We start from the raw sequence: 21915 nt of genomic DNA, 5'->3' as shown, positions 1-21915 counted from the left end.
GGCGGAGGTGAGCCGTGGGGAGACGTGCGCGGGGGCGTGGTTCCGTCGCGCATGCGGGACCGATGGGGCACGCGGGCGGACGGGAACCGGCTCTCGCTTCGGGGCGCGAGGCTCAAGTGCTGCGGGGGCCCTCTAGAAGGCGCGCATTCGGAGCGGACACATACAACCGGCACCGGGCTGCAGATGCACCTCGGTCGCGGGGCTGCGGTCGCTCGTCGTGGTCATGCGGCCAGTAAAGCAGACCTTCACTGCTGACCGGACACCGCTGTCCACATTCTGGACAGCCGTGGACATGGGTGACCGCACGTCAGGGGCGTACCGAGATCTCCACCCCCGCGTCCGTGACCAGTGCGGACAGCGCCGACAGGTCCTTCACCACCAGGTCGGCGGTCAGCTCGTGGGCCTGGTGGGTTGTGGCCAACGCCACGGTGGTCATGCCGGCGGCCCGGCCCGCCTGGAGCCCGGCGGGGGCGTCCTCGAAGACGACACAGTGCGCGGGGTCCACGCCGAGGGTCCGGGCGGCGAGCAGGTAGGGCTCGGGGTCGGGCTTGCCCCGGGTGATGTCGTCGGCGGCCACCAGGGTCTTGGGCAGGATGCCGGCCGCGGCGAGGCGGGCCTCGGCCAGCCGCCGGGTGGCGGAGGTGACGACGGCCCAGCGCTCGGCAGGCAGCGCGTCGAGGAGGTCCCGGGTGCCCGGCAGCAGAACGGCCCCGCCGTTCGGCACGTCCTCCACCTCCAGGTCCTCGATCCGCGCGACGGCCTCCGGCACGACGCGGGCGGGCAGCAGGTCGGCGGCTATCTCGACGGCCGGCCGGCCGTGCAGCTCGGTCCGCCCGAACTCCTCGGCCGTGATCCCGTACTCCACGGCCCACCGCGTCCAGCAGCGCTGCACGGATTCGAGGGAGGAGACGAGCGTCCCGTCGTTGTCGAACAGGAGGGCTTGCGCGTGGATGGTCATGCCATCGACCATACGGTGCGGGCAGGGCCGGGCACGGTGGAGCCGTTCCGGCGTAATAAGGTCGCTGACATGCTTGATGTCCTGACGCTGACGACCGGCGTCGCCGCGCTGCTGCTCGCCGCCTGGTGCGGCTGGGCCGCCTACCGGGATCAGCCGACGAAGGACTGGCACTTCATCGGCATGGCCGTGGTCACGCTGCTGACGCTGGTTCAGCTGATCGTCGGGATCGTGCAGCTGGCCCGGGGCGAGAAGCCGGAGCAGGGGACGACGATCTTCCTCGCGTATCTGCTGGGCTCGTTCGCGTGCGTCCCGGCGGCGGGCTTCATGTCACTGGCCGAGCGCACCCGGTGGGGCTCGATCACGGTGGCCGCGAGCGGTGTCGTCCTGGCCGTGCTGGAGGTGCGGCTCCATGACATCTGGGGGAGCTGAGAAGGCCGTGACGGAACAGAAGCCGACCGGGACACGGCTGATCGGCGGGCCCGGACTGCTGCTGGTGTGGCTGTACGGGGTGATGGTCGTCGGCGCCGTGTCGCGCTCCGCGTACCAGATCGCCACCGAGTTCGACCGGGCGCCGCTCGCCTACTCGCTCTCGGCGATCGCCGGGGTGGTCTACGGATTCATCACGTACACCCTGGTGCGCGGCGGGGAGGCGGCCCGCAGGGCGGCGCTGGTGTGCTGCGCCGCCGAGCTGGTGGGCGTCCTGACGGTCGGCACCTGGACCCTGGTCGACCCGTCCGCCTTCCCCGACGCGACGGTGTGGTCGGACTACGGGATGGGGTACCTGTTCATTCCCGTGCTGCTGCCCCTCACGGCCATGTACTGGCTGCGCAAGGCACGCACGGCGTAACGACCACCCGGTCAGGCGGTGGCAGCGTACGTCTCGGCCGTCTCGGCCGACTTCTCCAGGACGATCTGCGGTACGCCGTCCGCTCCCTCGGACGTCCCGACCCGCTGGTAGCCGACCCGGCTGTACAGCTGGAGATTGCTCTCGCTGCGGTGCCCGGTGTGCAGGCGGAAGGTCCTGGCGCCCCGTTCGTCGGCGAGGGCGGCTTCGGCGACCCGCAGGAGCCGGGCGCCGATGCCGTGCCCCTGGAGGCGGGGGTGGACACAGAGCTTGCCGATGGCCGCGGCGGCGTCCTCGGTGCTCCTGCCGTGCACCGAGCCGACGATCTCGTCACCGAGGCGGGCGACGAAGACCAGGTCGGCGGCGACCTCCTCACGGACCGAGTCCAGACTCTGGACCAGCGGGTCGATGCGGTAATTGCCGTACAGCGCCGCTTCGCTCTGGAAGCACAGGTACTGCAACCTGAAGATCTGCTCGGCATCCTGCTCGGCCGCCGCAGAGATGGTCACGCTCATGCCCATGTGCGCACGCCTCCCGCTCACCTGATCACCTGTGGTCCCTCACTCCTATCCCCGTCCTCAACGCGACGCAACCTCCGGCGCGAGCAATCGGCGAAGACATCCCAGGCATCTGGAACGTTCCGGACCCAGGCTGCCCTGTGAGATACCCAACTCCCCTGCGATGTCCCGGTATGTCGGGTCATGCGGGGCCAGCAGCGCCTCCAGCAGCCGGGGGCAGCGGCCGGGCAGCCGGCGCACCGCGTCCCGCAGGGTGCGGCGGCCGGCGGCGGCGACGGCGAGGAGTTCGGGGTCGCGGTCGCGGGGGTCGCCGGGATCCACGGGGTCACCGGCGCACGGCCTCTCGTGCCGGACGGCGCGGCGGCGGCGACGGGCCTCGGTGCGGACGGCCCTGCGGAGCCAGTCCTGCGGGTCGTGCGGCGGGCCGTGGACGTCGAGGCGTTCCAGGAGGCGCAGCCAGACCGCCTGTTCCAGGTCGGCGGGTTCGGCCCCGGACGCGTACGCCTCGGCGGAGGCTTCCGCGGTGAGCAGCGGACGGAGGGCGGCGACCAGGTCATGGGGCATACACCCAACGACACGGCCGCCCCGGGCCCGGTTGCCCGGAGCGGCCGGAAATCACCCTGAAGGGGACAGAGCCGCTCAGCTGTTGACGAAGTCCTCGCGGGCGAGCAGAGCGGTGTCCGGGTGGTCGGTGAAGACGCCGTCGATGCCGGTGGCGTAGTAGGTGCGGAAGGCGCCGAAGACGTCGCCGTAGGCGTCGGGGTCGCCGCCCGTGCGGAAGTTCGCCGGCAGGAAGGGGTTCTCGTTGCGCATCGTGTACGGGTGCAGGATCAGTCCGGCCCGGTGCGCGTCGCGGACGAGGCCGGTGGGCTCGGTGAGGTTTCCGGCCGCGTCCCGGGGGATGACCAGGTCCAGGGTGGGGCCGATGCCCTGGGCGTAGGAGGCGATCTCCTTCAGGCCCTCCGGCGTGATGAGGTCGGCCACCGTGCGCGGGTCGCCGTTCTCGACGAAGTCCCAGGGGCGGCTGTTCGCGCCGGAGAGCAGCACGGCGAGCGGGTTGCCGACGAGCCTGCTCATCCGCTGGATGCTGGTGGGTTCGAAGGACTGGACGATGACGGGCGAGTTCTTCTTGTCCTTGCCGTGCTTGCGCAGCAGCCGGGCGAGGCGCTCCTCGGTGCCCAGGCCCAGCCGGCGGAAGTAGGTGGGGTGCTTGAGCTCGGGGTAGATCCAGACCTGCTTGCCGCGCTTGCGGGTCTGCTCGTTCTGCCAGCGCAGCACCTCTTCGAAGGTGGGGATCTCCCAGCGGCCGTCGTAGAGGGTGTTGTGCGGGCGGTTGGCGGGGATGCGCTCGACGGCGCGGAGCGTCTTGAGTTCGGCGAGGGTGAAGTCCTCGGTGAACCAGCCGGTGACAAAGACGCCGTCGAGCCGCTTGGTGCGCTTGCGGTCGGCGAACTCCGGGTGGCTCGCGACGTCCGTGGTGCCGCCGATCTCCGGCTCGTGCCGGCAGACGAGGTGGCCGTCCCTGGTGGGCACCAGGTCGCCGGCCTCGACGATGTCGGCCCCCATGTCGAGGGCCAGTTCGTAGGCGCCGAACGTGTGCTCGGGCCGGTAGCCGCTGGCCCCCCGGTGGCCGATGACGGTCGGGACGGGCAGGCCCTTGACGCCCCGTCCGCCGCCGCCGCGGCCCTCGGCGTGCCGGGCCTCGGCCGCTCTCGCCGTGCCACCCAGCCCGAGGACGGTGCCGCCCGCGCCGAGCACCGCCGCGCCCAGGAGGGCCCGCCGCCCGGTCCCGCCGCCCGCGGCCTGGCCCGTCCGCTCGTCCGACTCCTGCGTTCCCATGAGGTGCCTCCTGCCGTCGACCGTCAGTGCGGGGTGATCGTAGGGGCGCGTGCATGACGAACGGGAGACCGCGACCGGAACACGCGGGGGCCACCGGATGGCGTACGGACCGGGCCCGGCGTGTCGGGCTCCGGACGGGCGTGTCGGGCTGGTGTGCCGGACGGGTGCCCCGGGCGGGGTCTGACGGTCCGCCGGCTTCGGGGGCGTCGTACCGGGTACCCGTGGGCATGCCGCCGACGGCGCGCCTCCCGCAGTGCGCGGGGCGCGCGTGCTTGGATCCGGCCGTGTCCGCACCCCGGACCGGCGAGGCCGCGGATCGTCCCTTGCGGACGCGACGTGCCTCACATCACGTCGTGCGCGTCACGGCCGTACGACACCACGTCACCACAGGTGAACATGTATCTGCACGGCGTGACACGTCGGTGGACCCGACGTGCGCGCCCCCCTCGCCCGCGAGTAATGTCCTTGCCTGCACAGACTCATACCGCATTCCCGACACCGGAGGACCCGTTGTCCCGCTTCGCGCTCATCAAGGCAGTGCTCGGCCCGGTCATGCGCCTGATGTTCCGCCCACGGGTGGAGGGTGCGGAGCACATCCCGGGTGACGGTCCGGTCATCCTGGCGGGCAACCACCTCACGTTCATCGACTCGATCGTCCTGCCGATCGTCTGCGACCGTCAGGTCTTCTTCATCGGCAAGGACGAGTACGTCACCGGCAAGGGCCTCAAGGGCCGGGTGATGGCCTGGTTCTTCACCGGTGTCGGCATGATCCCGGTCGACCGGGACGGCGGCCGGGGCGGGGTCGCGGCACTGATGACGGGCCGTCGGGTGCTGGAGGAGGGCAGGATCTTCGGCATCTACCCCGAGGGCACCCGCTCCCCCGACGGCCGCCTCTACCGGGGCCGCACCGGTATCGCGCGGCTCACCCTGATGACCGGCGCGCCCGTCGTCCCGTTCGCCATGGTCGGCACCGACAAGCTGCAGCCGGGCGGCGCGGGCCTGCCCCGGCCGGGCAGGGTCACGGTCCGCTTCGGTGAGGCGATGGAGTTCTCCCGCTACGAGGGCATGGACCGCGACCGCTACGTCCTGCGGGCGGTGACCGACTCGGTGATGACCGAGGTCATGCGCCTGTCCGGGCAGGAGTACGTGGACATGTACGCCAGCAAGGCGAAGGCCGCCTGACCCCGCCCACCGCGAGAACCACGTACGCCGACGGCGGACCGCTGCAGCAGCGGTCCGCCGTCGGCGTGTCAGTGCCAGGCCAGCTGTCCGCGTCGTTCCCAGTACGCGTGCGGGTCCTCGCGCAGCACGGCGAGGCGGGAGAGCTGGTCGTCGTCGAGGTCGACGGCCGCCGCTCGCAGGTTGGAGGCGAGCTGGACGACGGTGGCGGCACCGGAGAGGACGACACCGGCCCAGGGCCGGCGCAGCACGAGCGCGAGGGCGACGGCGTCGCAGTCCAGTCCGGTCTCCGCGGCGACGGCCCTGAGCGCGTCGGGGGCGTGGGCCGCGGCCAGCCGGCCGTTGGCCATGCCCTCCTTGACGATCACCGTGAGCCCGGCGTCGTGGGCCTCGGCCAGCGCGGGCTCGGCGGACGTCTCCAGCGCGTTGTACGTGGACTGGACGGTACGGAAGAGGGGTTCGCCCTCGACCGTGACGGCGAGCGCCGCGCGGATGGCGTCCGCCTGGGCCGGGCCGCTGGTGGAGAACCCGACGGTGAGGCCCTGGGCCGCCGCCTCGGCGAGCCGGGCGTGGAGGTCCTTGTCGGTGAGGGCGGGGCTGTCCGGGGTCACCGAATGGATCTGGTAGAGGTCGAGCCGGTCGCCGAGCAGTGCGTCGGACTCGGCGCGCTGGCGCTCGTACGCGGCGAGGGAGTGTTCCTTGACCTCGTGCCGCTCGGCGTCGGTGGACCAGTCCGCGGTGTACGTGTAGCCCCACTTGCTGCCGATGACGACGTCGGCGGCGTCGGGCCGGCCACGCAGCCATTCGGCGAGGAACTCCTCGGACCGGCCGTAGGAGCGGGCCGCGTCGAAGTAGCGGACGCCCTGGGCGTAGGCGGCGTCGAGGAGGTCGTGGGTGCGGGTGCGCAGGGCCTCGACGCTGCGGTCGCCGCCGAGGTCGGCGTCGCGGTCCAGGTTGATGTAACCGGGTCGTCCGACGGCGGCGAGTCCCAGGCCGATATGGCAGGTGGGGGTAGTGGCTGTGGCCAGACGTGCGAAGGGCATCGGGGCTCCGTTCGGTCGGCTCCTTGCGGCTGCCCGACCAACGTAACCCGCGATGCCCCTGCGACACCGGAGTGACTACCTCTTGGCGTTCGCCCACGCGTGCTGGGCGACCAGGTCCGCCTTCACCTCGGCGAGCTGCGTGGCGACCGCGCTCGGTGCCGTGCCGCCGCGGCCGCTGCGGGAGGCGAGGGCGCCGGGGACGTTGAGGACGGTGCGCACCTCGGGGGTCAGGTGGGCGGAGATCTTCGCGAACTGTTCGTCGGTCAGCGCGTCGAGCTCCTTGCCCTCGGCCTCGGCGGCCTTGACGCACTCCCCCGCCACCTCGTGCGCGACCCGGAACGGCACGCCCTGCTTGACCAGCCACTCGGCGATGTCGGTGGCCAGCGAGAACCCGGCCGGGGCCAGCTCCTCCATGCGCTCGCGGTGCACGGTGAGGGTCGCCATCATGCCGGTGAAGGCCGGGAGCAGGATCTCCAGCTGGTCGATGGAGTCGAAGACCGGCTCCTTGTCCTCCTGGAGGTCGCGGTTGTACGCGAGCGGGAGCGCCTTGAGGGTGGCCATCAGGCCGGTCAGGTTGCCGATGAGGCGGCCGGACTTGCCGCGCGCCAGCTCCGCGATGTCCGGGTTCTTCTTCTGCGGCATGATCGACGAGCCGGTGGAGAAGGCGTCGTGCAGGGTCACGAAGGAGAACTCCTTCGTGTTCCAGATGATGACCTCCTCGGCGATCCGGGAGAGGTTCACGCCGATCATCGCGGTGATGAAGGCGAACTCGGCGGCGAAGTCCCTCGAGGCCGTGCCGTCGATGGAGTTGGCGGCGCTGCCGTGCTCGAAGCCGAGGTCGCGGGCCACCGCCTCCGGGTCCAGGCCGAGGCTGCTGCCGGCCAGCGCGCCCGAGCCGTACGGCGACACCGCGGTCCGCTCGTCCCACTGGCGCAGCCGCTCGGCGTCCCGGGACAGCGACTGGACGTGGGCGAGGACGTGGTGGGCGAAGAGCACCGGCTGGGCGTGCTGGAGGTGGGTGCGGCCGGGCATGGCCACGTCCGGGTGGGCCTCGGCGAGGCCGACGAGGGCGTCCTGGAGCTCGGCGATCAGGCCGCCGAGCGTCCGGGCGTGGTCCCGCAGGTACATCCGGAACAGGGTCGCGACCTGGTCGTTCCTGGAGCGGCCCGCACGCAGTTTGCCGCCGAGGTCGGGGCCGAGGCGTTCCAGCAGGCCGCGCTCCAGGGCGGTGTGCACGTCCTCGTCGGCGACGGTGCCGGTGAATGAGCCGTCGGCGACGTCCGCCTCGAGCCGGTCGAGGCCCTCGGTCATGCGGGTGAGTTCGTCCTCGGTGAGCAGGCCCGCCGCGTGCAGCACGCGCGCGTGCGCACGCGATCCGGCGATGTCGTAGGGCGCGAGCCGCCAGTCGAAGTGGACGGACGCGGACAGCTTGGCCAGGGCCTCGGCGGGACCGTCGGCGAAACGGCCGCCCCAGAGCCGTACGTCACCGCTGTTGCTGCTCACTTGCGTTGTGCTCCTCGAAGACAGGCGGGTCGTGGACGGGCCACGTCGTGGATGTGCCACCGCCTCCTCACTCAGGCGCAGGGGAGTGAGGAGGCGGTGTCAGAGTAGTGCGTGACGGACCGTCAGGCGGTCAGGCCGGCAGGGCCCGTCCGGCGGTCAGCCGAGGTCGCGCTTGGCGGCGATCTTCGACGACAGGCTGTAGATGTCGATGAAGCCCTTGGCCGCCGCCTGGTCGAAGGTGTCGCCGGTGTCGTAGGTGGCGAGGTTGAAGTCGTACAGCGACGACTCGGAGCGCCGGCCGGTGACGACGGCCCGGCCGCCGTGCAGGGTCATCCGGATGTCTCCGTTGACGTGCTGGTTGGCTTCGGTGATGAAGCCGTCCAGGGCGCGCTTGAGCGGGGAGAACCACTGGCCGTCGTAGACCAGTTCGCCCCAGCGCTGCTCGACCTGCCGCTTGTAGCGGGCGAGTTCGCGCTCGACGGTGACGTTCTCCAGCTCCTGGTGGGCCGTGATCAGCGCGATGGCGCCGGGGGCCTCGTACACCTCGCGGGACTTGATGCCGACAAGGCGGTCCTCGACCATGTCGATCCGGCCGACGCCCTGGGCGCCCGCGCGCTCGTTGAGCTGCTGGATGGCCTGGAGGACGGTGACGGGCTTGCCGTCGATGGCGACCGGCACGCCCTCCTTGAAGGTGATGACGACCTCGTCGGCCTCGCGCGCCACGGCGGGGTTCTGCGTGTACTCGTAGACGTCCTCGATCGGCGCGTTCCAGATGTCCTCGAGGAAGCCGGTCTCGACGGCGCGCCCGAAGACGTTCTGGTCGATGGAGTACGGCGACTTCTTCGTGGTCGCGATCGGCAGGCCCTTGGCCTCGCAGAAGGCGATGGCCTTGTCGCGGGTCATGGCGTAGTCGCGGACCGGGGCGATGCACTTCAGGTCGGGGGCGAGGGCGACGATGCCGGCCTCGAAGCGGACCTGGTCGTTGCCCTTGCCGGTGCAGCCGTGGGCGACGGTGGTGGCGCCGTGCTTCTCGGCGGCGGCGACGAGGTGCTTGACGATCGTCGGCCGGGACAGCGCGGAGACCAGCGGGTAGCGGTCCATGTAGAGGGCGTTGGCCTTGATCGCCGGGAGGCAGTACTCGTCGGCGAACTCGTCCTTGGCGTCGGCGACCTCGGCCTCGACGGCACCGCAGGCGAGCGCGCGCTTGCGGATGACGTCCAGGTCCTCGCCGCCCTGGCCGACGTCGACCGCAACGGCGATGACCTCGGCGCCCGTCTCCTCGGCGATCCAGCCGATGGCGACGGAGGTGTCCAGACCGCCCGAGTAGGCGAGTACGACGCGCTCGGTCACGGGATTCTCCTTACAGTGCATTCGCTGATATGCATGAGTATGCAGGAGAGCGCATGATTCGTCAATCCGCCTCCGCCCGGAGGGTGATTCCGGGGCGATTCGGTGCGGTGCCGGGGCGGTCCTAGGGCGGTTCCAGGGGTGATTGAACGCGGGAAACCGCTTTCCCGTATCTCCGCAGGACGCAGGCGCCGCGTCGGCACGACCGAGACACCCCAAGACACCGACGAAACCCGACCCCACCCCTCGACCCGAGTGAGGCATCCGCATGTCCAGGGCTCTTCCGAAGTACAACAAGCGTCGCGTCGGCCTCATCGGCGCCGCCGCCGTGGCACTGTCCGGCGCGGTGATCGCCGGATCCGCCCTCGCCGGCGAGTCCTCCGAGGACAGCGCCGCGAGCGCCCGGACACTTGCGGAACCGGGCACGATCAGCTGTCCCGACGTCGCACCGCGGCTCCCCGCCGTCCCCGCCTCCGCCCGGGCCGAGGTCGACCGCAACCTCGGCGACCTCGACACCCAGATCACCGAGGCCAACAAACGACTCGCCGACACCGTCGGCCAGGGCGGACCCAACTTCGTCCAGAACGCCATCCTCGGCCCCCTCGAAGACAAACGCGTCGCCGCCATCAACCGCATCGCCACCGCCATCGGCCGCACCGCCGAACGCCCCGCCGGACTCGACGCGCTCGCCCCCTGCACGCTCGACGCCGGAGGCGCGGCGGAGGCGGGCGGGAACGCGGGCGGCGAAGGGGCGGACGGCGAGGAGGCCACCGCGCCGCCGGCCGGCGGCGCGGGCCAGGGGGACGGCCAGGAAGCCGGTGCGGGCGCCGGTGAGACCGGGAACACCGGCGCCGGCACGATCAGCTGTCCCGACGTCGCACCGCGGCTCCCCGCCGTCCCCGCCTCCGCCCGGGCCGAGGTCGACCGCAACCTCGGCGACCTCGACACCCAGATCACCGAGGCCAACAAACGACTCGCCGACACCGTCGGCCAGGGCGGACCCAACTTCGTCCAGAACGCCATCCTCGGCCCCCTCCAGGACAAACGCGTCGCCGCCATCAACCGCATCGCCACCGCCATCGGCCGCACCGCCGAACGCCCCGCCGGACTGGACACGCTGGCCGCCTGCACGCTCACCAAGTGACGTGACAGGCGCCGTGGCCGCCCCGTACGCACGCCGGCCGGGGCGGCCACGGACGACAATCCTCAGACAGTCGAAAGAAACGCGCCCATCATCGGTCCCCGGGGGAAAGACCTATGAGCGCGTAGAGGGCCGCCTGCGCACGTTCATCGAGGCGCAGCCGGTCTTCTTCACCGCCACCGCCGCCGCCCCCCTGTCCGCCGACGGCACGGTCAGCCTCTCGCCCAAGGGCCTCAGGGGCTCCTTCGTCGTCCTCGACGAACTCACCGTGGCCTACCTCGACTTCACCGGGTCCACCGCCGAGACCATCGCCCACCTGAGGGAGAACGGCCGCGGTGAGACCGTCTTCCGGGACGATCCGCGCTTTCCCGAACCGCTCGCCCGCTTCCCCGACGTCGGTCCGACGGTCCACGGCCTGCGCGCGATCGTCGTCGTGACCGCCGAGCCTCTCCGTGACACCTGCGGCCACGCCGTCCCGTTCATGGCCTACGCGGCGGAGCGCGACCTGCACGCAAGGCGGTTCGCGCGGGAGGACGACGCCTCACTGGACGCGTACTCCTCCAAGAAGAAATACGTCGCGACGAGCCTGGACGGCCTCCTCGGGCTGCCCCTGCCACTGCCCCCGTCCCCGGCCTGACCCGTCCGCCCGGACGCCCCGGCCCTCCGAGGGAGGTCCCGGGGCGTTTTTCCTCCGCACACCCCGCCTTTTCGCTGAACGCTCCCGGGTCACGGCACGTATGTGTGGGCCAAGGGTCAAGTCCCACGGAGGAACCGTGACCACCACGCTCGCAGGCGGACGTGCCGCCCGCCGTCAGACGATGCGCCGCATCCGTCCGCGCCGCTCCCCCGCCGTACCCCTGCTGCTCGCCGTGGGGGCGGGCGCGGTGGCCGTGCTGTGGTTGTGGTGGAACAACACACCGTCCATCTCGGACACCACCGGGAGGATCGTCGCCGCCGGCCGCATCACCGGCCTGCTGGCCGGCTATCTCATGGCCCTCGTGGTGCTGCAGATGGCCCGGGTCCCCGCGCTGGAACGCCGGGTGGGTTCGGACCGGGTGGCCCGCTGGCACGCGATGAGCGGGCGCTACACCGTCAGCCTGGTCGTCGCCCACGTCTTCCTCATCATGTGGGGGTACGCCCTCCAGGCCGGCAAGGGCCTCGGCGACATCGTCCAGCAGACGATCACCTCCGTCGAGCAGCTGCCGGACATGGGCAAGGCCGCCATCGGCACGGGCCTGCTGTTCGTGATCGCGCTCATCTCGATCGGCCCGATCCGCCGCAGGCTGCCGTACGACAGCTGGTACCACGTGCACCTGCTGACGTACGCGGCGATGTACCTGACGTTCTGGCACCAGATCACCACCGGCAACGAGTTCGCCGTCGAACCGGCCGCGAAGACCTTCTGGTACGGGCTCTACGGCGTCGTGACCGCGCTGGTCCTCTGGTACCGGGTGTTCACCCCGATCCGGCTGAACCTGCGTCACCGGATGAGGGTCGAGGCGGTCATCGAGGAGACACCGGGCATCACCTCGGTGCTGATCAGCGGGCGCAAGCTGCACCGGATGGGCGCGGAGGCAGGTCAGTTCTTCCGCTGGCGGTTCCTGGCGCCGGGAATGCGGTTCAGCTCCCACCCGTACTCGCTGTCGGCGGCTCCCCGCCCCGACATGCTGCGGATCACCGTGAAGGCGATCGGCGACCACACCTCCCGGCTGCGCGAGCTGGAGCCCGGCACCCGGGTGTGGGCGGAGGGACCCTACGGGGCGATGACCGCCCAGCGCCGCAGCCGCGGCAAGGTGCTGCTGGTCGCGGGCGGGGTGGGGATCACCCCGATGCGGGCCCTGTTCGAGACGCTGCCCGGCGCCTCCGGGGACATCACCCTGCTGTACCGGGCCAACACCACCCAGGACCTGGCCCTGTGGGGCGAGCTGGCCAAGATCGCCGAGGAGCGCGGTGCACGCCTGATGTACGCGGTCAACAGCCCCGAGGGGGAGCGCCCCGACATCTCGGCGGACAGCCTGCGGCGGAAGATCCCCGACATCGACGACCACGACGTCTTCATGTGCGGCCCGCCCGGGTTCGCCCAGTCGGTGTACGACGCACTGCGCGGCGCCGGGGTCCCCGCCCGCCGTATCCACCACGAGTCGTTCGAGATGTGAGCGACGGGTCATCCACACCCATCAGGAGCTTGAGAAGCGATGAGGAAGAGTCACCCCGTCCGGCGTGCTGTGCTGGCCACCGCCGCCACCGTCTCCGGGATCGTGCTGCTGCTGACGCTGAAGCCGGATTCCGACCCGGGCTCGGCGGACGTGGCCGGCGGCACGGTCCCGTCCGCGGCCGCGCAGTCCCCGCAGGGCGGCGCCCAGGCCATCGGCGACGGCACCGTCACCGGTGACGCGGCGCAGACCGAGTACGGGCCGGTACAGGTGCGTCTGACGGTCAGCGGCGGGAAGATCACCGAGGCCGAGGCCGTCCAGTCGCCCAAGGGCGGCCAGAGCGACCAGATCAACGCCAACGCCGTACCCAAGCTCAACCAGGCCGTGGTCGCCGCGCAGAGCGGCGAGATCGACGCGGTGTCCGGCGCCACCTACACCAGCGCCGGGTACAAGAAGTCGCTGCAGTCCGCGCTCGACAAGGCCAAGGCCGCCGCACCGGCCGGGAACGGACAGGGCGCGGAGAACGCCCAGGCCCTCGGCGACGGCACCGCCACCGGTGACCCGGTGCAGACCGATTACGGGGCGGTGCAGGTACGGATCACCGTCCAGGGCGGGAAGATCACCAAGGCCGAGGCCGTCCAGGCGCCCAAGGGCGGCCAGAGCGACCAGATCAACGCCAACGCCGTACCCAAGCTCAACCAGGCCGTCGTGGAGGCCGGCAGCGCGGACATCGACGCGGTGTCCGGCGCCACCTACACCAGCGCCGGGTACAAGAAATCGCTGCAGTCCGCCCTGGATCAGGCCAAGGCCGCCGGATCGGCCGCGGCCGGCAACGGGTCCGCCGGGCAGAAGGAGGCCGCTGACAAGGAGCCCTCCGCCGAGGAGCCCGCCGAAAAGGAGTCCGCCGGGAGCGGGCAGGGCTCGGGGGGCGCGCAGACCCTCAAGGACGGCACCGTCACCGGTGACGCGGTGCAGACCGATTACGGGGCGGTGCAGGTACGGATCACCGTCCAGGGCGGGAAGATCACCAAGGCCGAGGCGGTGCAGGCGCCCAAGGGGGGCCAGAGCGACCAGGTCACCTTCTCCTCCGTGCCCCGGCTCAACCAGGCCGTCGTGGAGGCCGGCAGCGCGGACATCGACGCGGTGTCCGGCGCCACCTACACCAGCGCCGGATACAAGAAATCGCTGCAGTCCGCCCTGGATCAGGCCGGTGGCTGACGCCGTGGCCGAGTCCGCACAGGCTCCCGCCGCGGTGCGTCGTACGGAGGAGACGATGGGGACCGTCTTCTCCTTCGACGTCCGCGGCGGGGAACCCGCCGCCGTACACGCGGCGCTGGAGGAGGCGGTCGCCGGGCTGCGCCGCGTCGACGAGGTGTTCAGCACGTACCGCGACGACTCCCAGATCTCACGGCTGGCACGCGGCGACCTCACGGTCGAGGAGTGCGACCGTGAGGTCGCCGAGGTGCTGGAGCTGGCCGCGGAGGCGGAACGGGTGAGCGACGGCTGGTTCAGCCCGCGCTACCGGGGCCGGCTCGACCCGACCGGCATCGTCAAGGGCTGGGCCACCGAGCGGGCCGCGCGGCGGCTCGCGGAGGCCGGGACGGTCGGCGTGAGCCTCAACGGCGGCGGTGACGTCCAGTTGCTGGGCTCCCCGGGAGCCGGGCGGCCGTGGCGGGTGGGCGTGGCGGATCCGCTCCGGCCGGGCGGTCTCGCGGCCGTGGTCTCCGCGGCCGGCGTGGACGAACTGGCCGTCGCCACCTCGGGCACCGCCGAGCGCGGCGACCACATCGTCGATCCGCGCACCGGCCGTTCCGCGGTCACCGACCTGGTCTCGGTGACGGTGGTGGCACCCCGGCTGGTCTGGGCCGACTGCTGGGCCACCGCCGCCTTCGCGATGGGGTCGCGGGAGGGGCTCGCCTGGCTGGAGACGCTGCCCGACGTGGAGGCGCTGCTGATCACGGCGGGCGACGAGGTGCGCTGCACGGGGGGCCTGGCGGACCGGCTGGGGTGATCGGGCCACCCGGGCGCCCGTGTGCCCCGGCCGGTCCGGCCCGCGCTCAGTGCCCGTTCTGGGCCAGCCGCAGCATGTGCTCGGCCAGGGCCGGCCCGCCCACCGGGTCACGGCTGATCAGCATCAGCGTGTCGTCGCCGGCGATGGTCCCCAGGATGTCGTGCAGTTCGGCCTGGTCGATGGCCGAGGCCAGGAACTGCGCGGCGCCCGGAGGGGTGCGCAGCACCACGAGGTTGGCGGAGGCCTCCGCGGAGATCAGCAGCTCCTGGGAGAGCCGCCGCATCCGCTCCTCCTTCGCCGACTCCCCCAGCGGTGCGCGCGGGGTGCGGAAGCCGCCCTCGCTCGGTACCGCGTAGATGAGGTCGCCGTCGGTGTCGCGGATCTTCACCGCGTTCAGCTCGTCCAGGTCCCGGGAGAGCGTCGCCTGGGTGACGGACAGCCCGTGGTCGGCGAGCAGCTTCGCCAACTGGCTCTGGGAACGCACCGGTTGCCGGTTGAGGATGTCCACGATCCGGCGGTGGCGGGCGGTGCGGGTCTGCGGTACGGCAGGCCCGACAGGCTGTCCGTGGTCCTGATCGTGGCTCATCGTCGTCTCATTCTCCGGTCATCCTCGGGGCGTTCCCCGGCTCGTGGTCCGGTTCATCGCCCTGCTCGTCGTCCGGGTCTCGCCCGGCTCGTGCTCCGGCTCACCGTCCGGCTCGCCCTTCCCCGTCCGCCGCCCGGCCGGCGGCGTCCAGGACGCCGGGCAGTGCCCCGAGGAAAGCCTCCACCGCGTCGTCCCCGAGGATCAGCGGCGGCATCAGCCGTACGACATCGGGGGCGGGCGCGTTCACCAGGAAACCGGCGTCCTGAGCCGCCTGTTGCACCTGGGGCGCGAGCGGTTCGGTGAGCACGATACCCAGGAGCAGGCCGGCGCCCCGGACATGGCTGATCAACGGGTCGTCGAGCGCCTCGATTCCGTCGCGGAGCCGCTCGCCCTGCCGCTTGACGTTCGCGAGCAGCCCCTCGTTCTCGATGGTGTCGAGAACGGCGAGGCCGGCGGCGCAGGCGACCGGGTTGCCCCCGAAGGTCGTGCCGTGCTGGCCGGGGTGCAGCAGCTCGGCGGCGCGTCCGAAGGCGACGGCCGCGCCGATCGGCAGCCCGCCGCCGAGTCCCTTGGCGAGGGTGACGACGTCGGGCAGGACGCCTTCGTGGGCCTGGTACTCGAACCAGTTGCCGGTGCGGCCGACGCCGGTCTGCACCTCGTCCAGGACGAGCAGCGCGCCCGTGGCGGCCGTGATGGCGCGGGCGGCCTTCAGATAGCCGGGCGGGGGCACCACGACCCCGTTCTCGCCCTGGATCGGCTCGATGACGACCAGCGCCGTGTCCTCGGTGACCGCGGCGGCCAGGGCCTGCGCGTCGCCGTAGGGGACATGGGTGACGTCCCCGGGCAGCGGTGCGAACGGCTCCCGCTTGCCCGGCTGGCCGGTCAGCGCGAGGGCGCCCATGGTGCGGCCGTGGAAGCCGCCGTCGGTGGCGACCATGCGGGTCCGCCCGGTCAGCCGCCCGATCTTGAACGCGGCCTCGTTGGCCTCGGCACCCGAGTTGCAGAAGTACACCCGGCCCTCGCGGCCGAAGAGCCGCAGGAGCCGTTCGGCGAGCGCGACGGGCGGCTCGGCGACGTACAGGTTGGAGACGTGGCCCAGGGAGGCGATCTGCCGGCTGACGGCCTCGACGACGGCCGGGTGGGCGTGGCCGAGCGCGTTGACGGCGATACCGCCGACGAAGTCGGTGTACTCCTTGCCGTCGGCGTCGCGGACGGTGGTGCCCGCGCCGCTGACCAGGGACAGCTTCGGCGTGCCGTAGTTGTTCATGAGCGCGCCCTGCCACCGCGCGCTCAGCTCCTCGTTGCTCACGACTCCCCCTGTCCGTGCTGTCCGTGCTGCCCGTGCGGTGTTCCGTCGGGCACGACCATGGTGCCGATGCCCTCGTCGGTGAAGATCTCCAGCAGGATCGAGTGCTGGACCCTGCCGTCGATGACGCGGGCCGTGGTCACGCCGTTGCGTACCGCGTGCAGACAGCCCTCCATCTTCGGCACCATGCCCGAGGACAGCTCCGGCAGCAGCTTCTCGAGCTGGGAGGCGGTGAGACGGCTGATCACCTCGTCGGAGTGCGGCCAGTCCTCGTAGAGCCCCTCGACGTCGGTGAGGACCATGAGGGTCTCGGCGTCCAGCGCAGCAGCGAGTGCCGCAGCCGCCGTATCAGCATTGACGTTGTAGACATGGTGGTCGTCCTGGCTCCGGGCGATGGACGAGACGACCGGGATACGGCCGTCGGCGAGCAGCGCCTCGATGGCGCCGGTGTCGATCTCGGTGATCTCCCCGACCCGCCCGATGTCGACCGGCTCCCCGTCGATCTCGGGCCGGTGCCTGGTCGCGGTGAGGGTGTGCGCGTCCTCGCCGGTGAGGCCGACGGCGAACGGGCCGTGCCGGTTGAGCAGCCCGACCAGCTCACGCTGCACCTGTCCGGCCAGCACCATCCGTACGACGTCCATGGCGTCCTCGGTGGTGACCCTGAGGCCGGCCTTGAACTCGCTGACGATGCCGTGCCGGTCGAGCGCGGCGCTGATCTGCGGGCCGCCGCCGTGCACGACGACCGGCTTGAGGCCGGCGTGCCGCAGGAAGACGACGTCCTGGGCGAAGGCGTTCTTCAGTTCCTCGTCCACCATGGCGTTGCCGCCGAACTTGATGACGACGGTCTTGCCGTGGTGCCGGGTCAGCCAGGGCAGCGCCTCGATGAGGATCTGCGCCTTGGGCAGGGCGGTGTGCTTACGAGTCGGGGACTTTCGCTCTTCTGGGTGATTGACCGTCATAGCCGACTTTCGGAAGAATCTCGGATCAGCCGCCGGGCGGGCGGTGTTGGCCTGTGGAGGCGACGTAAGACTCGTCTCGGACTCGTCCGGGGCGAGCGGTCGCCGGTGAATCAGGAGCTCTCGTCGGTGACGACGAGAACCCGCGACAACCAAGCGGGCACGTCAAGAGGAGTACGCGCTGTTCTCGTGGACGTAGTCGGCCGTCAGGTCGTTTGTCCAGATCGTCGCAGACTCATTGCCTGCCGCGAGGTCCGCGACGATGTGGACCTCGCGGTAGCGCATGTCGACCTTGTCGCGGTCCTCGCCGACGCCGCCGTTCTTGCACACCCAGACGCCGTTGATGGCGACGTCGAGTTCGTCGGGTTCGAAGGCGGCCTTCGTGGTGCCGATCGCGGACAGCACCCGGCCCCAGTTGGGGTCCTCGCCGTGGAGGGCGCACTTGAGGAGGTTGTTGCGGGCGATGGAGCGGCCCACCTCGACGGCGTCGTCCTCGGTCGCGGCGCCCACCACCTCGACCTTGATGTCCTTGCTGGCGCCCTCGGCGTCGCCGATGAGCTGCCGGCCGAGGTCGTCGCAGACGGCGCGTACCGCCTCGGCGAACTCCTCGTGGGCGGGGGTGACGCCGGTGGCGCCGGAGGCGAGCAGCAGCACGGTGTCGTTGGTGGACATGCAGCCGTCGGAGTCGACGCGGTCGAAGGTGACCCGGGTGGCGGCGCGCAGGGCCCGGTCCAGCGTCCCGGCGTCGACGTCGGCGTCGGTGGTGAGGACGACCAGCATGGTGGCGAGGCCGGGGGCGAGCATGCCGGCGCCCTTGGCCATCCCGCCGACGGTCCAGCCCTCCTTGGTCACGACGGCCGTCTTGTGCACACTGTCCGTGGTCTTGATGGCGATGGCGGCCTTCTCACCGCCGTGCTCGGACAGCCGGCCGGCGGCCTCTTCGACCCCCGGCAGCAGCTTGTCCATGGGGAGCGTGACGCCGATGAGTCCGGTGGAGCAGACGGCCACCTCGCCCGCGCCGGTCCCGAGCACCTCGGCGGCCTTCTCGGCGGTGGCGTGGGTGTCCTGGAAGCCCTTGGGGCCCGTACAGGCGTTGGCGCCACCGGAGTTGAGGACGACGGCGGAGACCTGGCCGCCCTTGAGCACCTGCTCGGACCAGAGCACGGGTGCGGCCTTGACGCGGTTGGCGGTGAAGACGCCCGCCGCGGCGCGGCGCGGCCCGTTGTTGACCACGAGGGCCAGGTCCGGATTGCCGTTCTCCTTGATCCCGGCGGCGATGCCCGCCGCCGTGAATCCCTTTGCTGCCGTCACACTCACGGCGCGACTCCGATCGTCGTCAGTCCGGTGGACTCGTCGAGCCCGAGGGCGATGTTCATGCTCTGCAGAGCGCCGCCCGCGGTGCCCTTGGTGAGGTTGTCGATGGCGCTGATCGCGATGATCCGCCCCGCGGCCTCGTCGTACGCGACCTGGATCTGAACGGCGTTGGAACCGTAGACGGACGCCGTGGCGGGCCACTGGCCCTCGGGGAGGAGACGGACGAAGGGTTCGTCGGCGAACGCCTTCTGGTAGGCGGCCCGGACGGACTCGGCGGTGACCCCGGGCCTGGCCTTGGCGCTGCACGTGGCGAGGATGCCGCGGGGCATCGGCGCGAGGGTCGGCGTGAAGGAGACGGAGACCCGCTCCCCCGCCGCCGCGCTGAGGTTCTGGATCATCTCGGGGGTGTGCCGGTGGGTGCCGCCGACGCCGTACGGCGACATCGACCCCATGACCTCGCTGCCCAGCAGGTGCGGCTTGGCCGCCTTCCCCGCGCCGGAGGTGCCGGAGGCGGCGACGATCACCGCCTCGGCCTCGGCGAGGCCCGCCGTGTAGGCCGGGACGAGGGCCAGCGAGACGGCGGTCGGGTAGCAACCGGGCACCGCGATGCGCTTGGACCCCTCCAGCGCGGCGCGGCCGCCCGGCAGTTCGGGCAGGCCGTAGGGCCAGGTGCCGGCGTGCGGGGAGCCATAGAACCGTTCCCAGTCGGCGGCGTCGGCGAGCCGGTGGTCGGCGCCCATGTCGACCACGAGCACCTCCGGCCCGAGCTGCTCGGCGACGGCGGCGGACTGCCCGTGCGGCAGGGCGAGGAAGACGACGTCGTGCCCGGCGAGCACGTCGGCCGTGGTCGCCTCCAGCACCCGCTCGGCGAGCGGCACCAGATGCGGCTGCAGGCTCCCGAGCCGCTGCCCGGCGTTGGAGTTCCCGGTCAGCGCGCCGATCTCCACCCCGGGGTGCGCCAGCAGCAGACGCAGAAGCTCCCCACCCGCATATCCACTGGCCCCGGCCACAGCCACTCGTACGCTCACGGAAACCTCCTCCTCGATGGCATGACTATACGTACATCCGCAGGTTTATGCAATGTAGTACAGGAAGCTCTCGACGACAGCTGCGACTGAGCGCGATAGCTGGCCCCTGAGCGCGACGGTTGGTACGCAAGACGACGGTGCGACCGTGCACTGGAGCTGTCCCGGTGAGCACTGGGCTCGTCGCGGGTGTGCGTTCCACTCGGCCGCGGGGCAGCGCCTGGACGGGTTGACGTGCATTGGTCTCCCCCGATGCCCGTTCACCCGCCTTCGTGAACGTGCCGAGTCGGTGGCCTGTCGAGCCGACCGGGGATCGGCCCCGGGCCTCGAACCCTGCGATGGGCGGACCAGCCACCTCCCGACCACGGAATCGGGGCCGGAAACTACGCTGGCACCCCTTCCGCCCGTCCAAGGAGCAGCGTGCCGCCGTCCTTCGTCCACCTCTCTTGCCGGGCAGGGTGCCCGGTTCTTCAGGGCCGGGGTGCATGCCCGTTCTCGCGGAGCGGGGCAGGAAATGGCCGCGCCTCCTGCGGGCGATGCGGCGTCCCGAAGGAGGACGGTGGCGGGCTTGGCCATGGAAGGGTGTGGCAGTGCGCGGCTGGGAGTGGTGGCGGGGGTCGGTCGTTCGTTCGGGTGAGCCCGGCCGAATCCGAAGAGGTGAGAGAGGGGCGGGACTACGTTGGACGACATGTCACGGTTCCGGATGTACCCCACGGCCGCGCAGGCGGAGCAGATGCTGCTGCACTGCGCGCACGCCCGGTACGTGTGGAACCTGGCCGTCGAGCAGCACGCCCACCGGAAACCGGGCCGCAGGCCTGCGCCCGGGTTCGCCGAGCAGTGCCGTCAGCTCACCGAGGCCCGGCGGGAGAGCGCCTGGCTGCGGGCCGGGAACGCGGATGTGCAGCAGCAGGCGCTGCAGGACTTCGCCAGGGCCAAAGCCGCGCGGTTCGCTTCCGGGTTCGGTGAGCCGACCTGGCGCAGGAAGCATGTGCATGAGGGCTTCCGGGTGATCGGCACCGACCGGGTCCCGGAGTTTCATCCGGACGGTTCGCCGAGGCTGAACGCCGGGGGCCGGCAGGTGATGGGCCGCTCGGTGGTGGTGCAGAAACTCAACCGACGCTGGGCGCGGGTGAAGGTGCCCGGCTGCGGCTGGGTGCGCTTCCGGCTCACCCGCGCCGGGCTGCCGCAGGCGAAGACGTTCCGGGTCACCTTCCGCAACGGCCGGTGGCACGTCGCCTTCGCCGTGATCCCCGAGCCGGTCGATGCGCCCGGCACGGGGGAGGTCATCGGCATTGACCGGGGCATCAAGATCACCGCTGCCCTGTCCGACGGGCGGAGGCTGAACTGCCCCCAGCTCACTCCCCGGGAGCGGGCCCGGGTCCGCAAGCACCAGCGCCGCGCGGCCCGCGCCCCCAGGGGCAGCGAGGCCAAGGCCGCCGAGTACGCGAAGGTGGCCCGGATCAAGGCGCGGGAGGCGGACCGGCGCAAGGACTGGTGCGAGAAAACCTCCACCATGCTCGCCCGCACCTGCCGCCTGATCCGGTTCGAGAAACTGAACATCACCACCATGACCCGCTCGGCGAAGGGAACCGTCGCACAGCCCGGCACCCGGGTGCGGCAGAAGGCCGGGCTGAACCGGGCGATCCTCGCCCAGGGCTGGGGCCTGCTGCGCCGCCGGACCGGGGAGAAGGCCCCGGGCCGGGTCGAGGACGTGCCCGCCCCCTACACCTCGCTGCGGTGCAGTGCCTGCGGCTGGATCGAAAAGGACTCGCGCAAGAGCCAAGCCGAGTTCGTCTGCGTGTCCTGCGGGTTCACCTGCAACGCGGATGAGAACGCAGCAGTCAACGTCGCGGCAGGACAGGGCGGGATCCCCCGCCCCCGGCGGGCAGCCGGTGCCGGAGGGGTGACAGCGGCCACCGGCCGCTCGAGCACCCGTGAACCTCGACCCACCCGGGTCGGAATCCCCCTCCTTTGAGGAGGGGGAGGATGTCAACGGATCACCAAATACGACCCCGCCGACCGCGACCAGCACGGCCACTACACCGGTGCCGAGGACACGGCCAGCGACCACGGACCTGTCGAAGCAGCGTACCTGGCGGCGATCGCCGCCTTCGCGGAGGCCTCGGACATCGACCGGCTGGAGATCCGCGAACCTGCGGTCACCGGCTTCGTCCACTTCGGTGTGGAGCCGC

General features: G+C 71.6%; 21 protein-coding genes. 9 read left to right on the top strand and 12 right to left on the bottom strand.

Annotation, left to right across the window (positions count from 1 at the left end):
- Positions 1-307: 307 nt before the first annotated feature.
- Positions 308-958 carry an HAD family hydrolase gene (locus PYS65_RS29600; RefSeq protein ID WP_279336996.1) on the bottom strand — a complete coding sequence of 217 codons (651 nt, stop codon included), beginning with the start codon at positions 956-958 and terminating at the stop codon, positions 308-310.
- Positions 959-1027: 69 nt separating this feature from the next.
- Between PYS65_RS29600 and PYS65_RS29595 the strand changes: the two genes are divergently transcribed.
- Both PYS65_RS29595 and PYS65_RS29590 read left to right on the top strand, forming a co-directional pair.
- Positions 1028-1387: a hypothetical protein gene (locus tag PYS65_RS29595; protein WP_109379514.1), complete on the top strand. Its 360-nt coding sequence runs from the start codon at positions 1028-1030 to the stop codon at positions 1385-1387.
- On the top strand, positions 1368-1805 hold the full coding sequence (locus tag PYS65_RS29590; protein WP_279336995.1) for a hypothetical protein: 438 nt from the start codon (positions 1368-1370) through the stop codon (positions 1803-1805). The genes PYS65_RS29595 and PYS65_RS29590 overlap by 20 nt, the downstream gene beginning before the upstream one ends.
- An 11-nt stretch (positions 1806-1816) precedes the next feature.
- On the opposite strand, the gene PYS65_RS29585 is transcribed toward PYS65_RS29590, so the two are convergent.
- The 3 genes from PYS65_RS29585 to PYS65_RS29575 form a co-directional block, all read right to left on the bottom strand.
- A complete protein-coding gene (locus PYS65_RS29585) occupies positions 1817-2323 on the bottom strand; it encodes a GNAT family N-acetyltransferase (RefSeq protein ID WP_279338119.1) in 507 nt (168 codons plus the stop codon).
- A gap of 57 nt (positions 2324-2380) precedes the next feature.
- The gene (locus tag PYS65_RS29580; RefSeq protein ID WP_279336994.1) at positions 2381-2884 is read right to left on the bottom strand and encodes a sigma-70 RNA polymerase sigma factor region 4 domain-containing protein; all 504 of its coding nucleotides are present in this window, start codon (positions 2882-2884) and stop codon (positions 2381-2383) included.
- A 75-nt stretch (positions 2885-2959) separates the two neighbouring features.
- Complete coding sequence (locus PYS65_RS29575) at positions 2960-4159, bottom strand: glycerophosphodiester phosphodiesterase (RefSeq protein WP_279336993.1); 1200 nt, start codon at positions 4157-4159, stop codon at positions 2960-2962.
- 510 nt (positions 4160-4669) lie between these two features.
- Between PYS65_RS29575 and PYS65_RS29570 the strand changes: the two genes are divergently transcribed.
- Positions 4670-5341, top strand: a complete 672-nt coding sequence (locus PYS65_RS29570; protein WP_279336992.1) for a lysophospholipid acyltransferase family protein — start codon at positions 4670-4672, stop codon at positions 5339-5341.
- Between the two features lie 68 nt (positions 5342-5409).
- Here the strand turns inward: PYS65_RS29570 and PYS65_RS29565 are convergent, their stop codons facing one another.
- The 3 genes from PYS65_RS29565 to PYS65_RS29555 form a co-directional block, all read right to left on the bottom strand.
- Positions 5410-6381 carry an aldo/keto reductase gene (locus PYS65_RS29565; protein WP_279336991.1) on the bottom strand — a complete coding sequence of 324 codons (972 nt, stop codon included), beginning with the start codon at positions 6379-6381 and terminating at the stop codon, positions 5410-5412.
- Positions 6382-6456: 75 nt separating this feature from the next.
- Complete coding sequence (gene argH, locus PYS65_RS29560; protein WP_279336990.1) at positions 6457-7884, bottom strand: argininosuccinate lyase; 1428 nt, start codon at positions 7882-7884, stop codon at positions 6457-6459.
- A 156-nt stretch (positions 7885-8040) separates the two neighbouring features.
- A complete protein-coding gene (locus tag PYS65_RS29555) occupies positions 8041-9234 on the bottom strand; it encodes an argininosuccinate synthase (RefSeq protein ID WP_279336989.1) in 1194 nt (397 codons plus the stop codon).
- A gap of 265 nt (positions 9235-9499) precedes the next feature.
- Here PYS65_RS29555 and PYS65_RS29550 point away from each other — a divergent pair, with 265 nt between their 5' ends.
- From PYS65_RS29550 to PYS65_RS29530, 5 genes are all read left to right on the top strand, one after another.
- Positions 9500-10375 (top strand): hypothetical protein, encoded by an 876-nt coding sequence (locus PYS65_RS29550; protein ID WP_279336988.1) that lies wholly within the window; start codon positions 9500-9502, stop codon positions 10373-10375.
- 58 nt (positions 10376-10433) lie between these two features.
- Positions 10434-11009, top strand: a complete 576-nt coding sequence (locus PYS65_RS29545; protein ID WP_279338118.1) for a pyridoxamine 5'-phosphate oxidase family protein — start codon at positions 10434-10436, stop codon at positions 11007-11009.
- A gap of 136 nt (positions 11010-11145) precedes the next feature.
- Positions 11146-12528 carry a ferredoxin reductase family protein gene (locus PYS65_RS29540; protein WP_279336987.1) on the top strand — a complete coding sequence of 461 codons (1383 nt, stop codon included), beginning with the start codon at positions 11146-11148 and terminating at the stop codon, positions 12526-12528.
- 39 nt (positions 12529-12567) lie between these two features.
- A complete protein-coding gene (locus tag PYS65_RS29535; RefSeq protein WP_279336986.1) occupies positions 12568-13743 on the top strand; it encodes an FMN-binding protein in 1176 nt (391 codons plus the stop codon).
- A 55-nt stretch (positions 13744-13798) separates the two neighbouring features.
- The gene (locus PYS65_RS29530) at positions 13799-14536 is read left to right on the top strand and encodes an FAD:protein FMN transferase (protein ID WP_388708612.1); all 738 of its coding nucleotides are present in this window, start codon (positions 13799-13801) and stop codon (positions 14534-14536) included.
- Positions 14537-14582: 46 nt separating this feature from the next.
- On the opposite strand, the gene PYS65_RS29525 is transcribed toward PYS65_RS29530, so the two are convergent.
- From PYS65_RS29525 to argC, 5 genes are all read right to left on the bottom strand, one after another.
- Positions 14583-15122 carry an arginine repressor gene (locus PYS65_RS29525; protein ID WP_279336984.1) on the bottom strand — a complete coding sequence of 180 codons (540 nt, stop codon included), beginning with the start codon at positions 15120-15122 and terminating at the stop codon, positions 14583-14585.
- A gap of 100 nt (positions 15123-15222) precedes the next feature.
- Positions 15223-16431 carry an acetylornithine transaminase gene (locus tag PYS65_RS29520; RefSeq protein ID WP_279336983.1) on the bottom strand — a complete coding sequence of 403 codons (1209 nt, stop codon included), beginning with the start codon at positions 16429-16431 and terminating at the stop codon, positions 15223-15225.
- Positions 16428-17387 carry an acetylglutamate kinase gene (gene argB, locus PYS65_RS29515; protein WP_279336982.1) on the bottom strand — a complete coding sequence of 320 codons (960 nt, stop codon included), beginning with the start codon at positions 17385-17387 and terminating at the stop codon, positions 16428-16430. Before argB ends, PYS65_RS29520 begins: the two co-directional genes overlap by 4 nt.
- 162 nt (positions 17388-17549) lie before the next feature.
- Positions 17550-18701 carry a bifunctional glutamate N-acetyltransferase/amino-acid acetyltransferase ArgJ gene (gene argJ, locus PYS65_RS29510; protein WP_279336981.1) on the bottom strand — a complete coding sequence of 384 codons (1152 nt, stop codon included), beginning with the start codon at positions 18699-18701 and terminating at the stop codon, positions 17550-17552.
- Positions 18698-19726: an N-acetyl-gamma-glutamyl-phosphate reductase gene (gene argC, locus PYS65_RS29505; RefSeq protein WP_279336980.1), complete on the bottom strand. Its 1029-nt coding sequence runs from the start codon at positions 19724-19726 to the stop codon at positions 18698-18700. The genes argJ and argC overlap by 4 nt, the downstream gene beginning before the upstream one ends.
- Before the next feature lie 685 nt (positions 19727-20411).
- Between argC and PYS65_RS29500 the strand changes: the two genes are divergently transcribed.
- The gene (locus tag PYS65_RS29500; RefSeq protein WP_279336979.1) at positions 20412-21698 is read left to right on the top strand and encodes an RNA-guided endonuclease InsQ/TnpB family protein; all 1287 of its coding nucleotides are present in this window, start codon (positions 20412-20414) and stop codon (positions 21696-21698) included.
- The last annotated feature ends 217 nt before the right edge of the window (positions 21699-21915 follow it).

The organism is Streptomyces cathayae (assembly GCF_029760955.1).
Taxonomy (GTDB): Bacteria; Actinomycetota; Actinomycetes; order Streptomycetales; family Streptomycetaceae; genus Streptomyces; species Streptomyces cathayae.
This window is presented reverse-complemented; position numbering and strand designations above follow the sequence as displayed.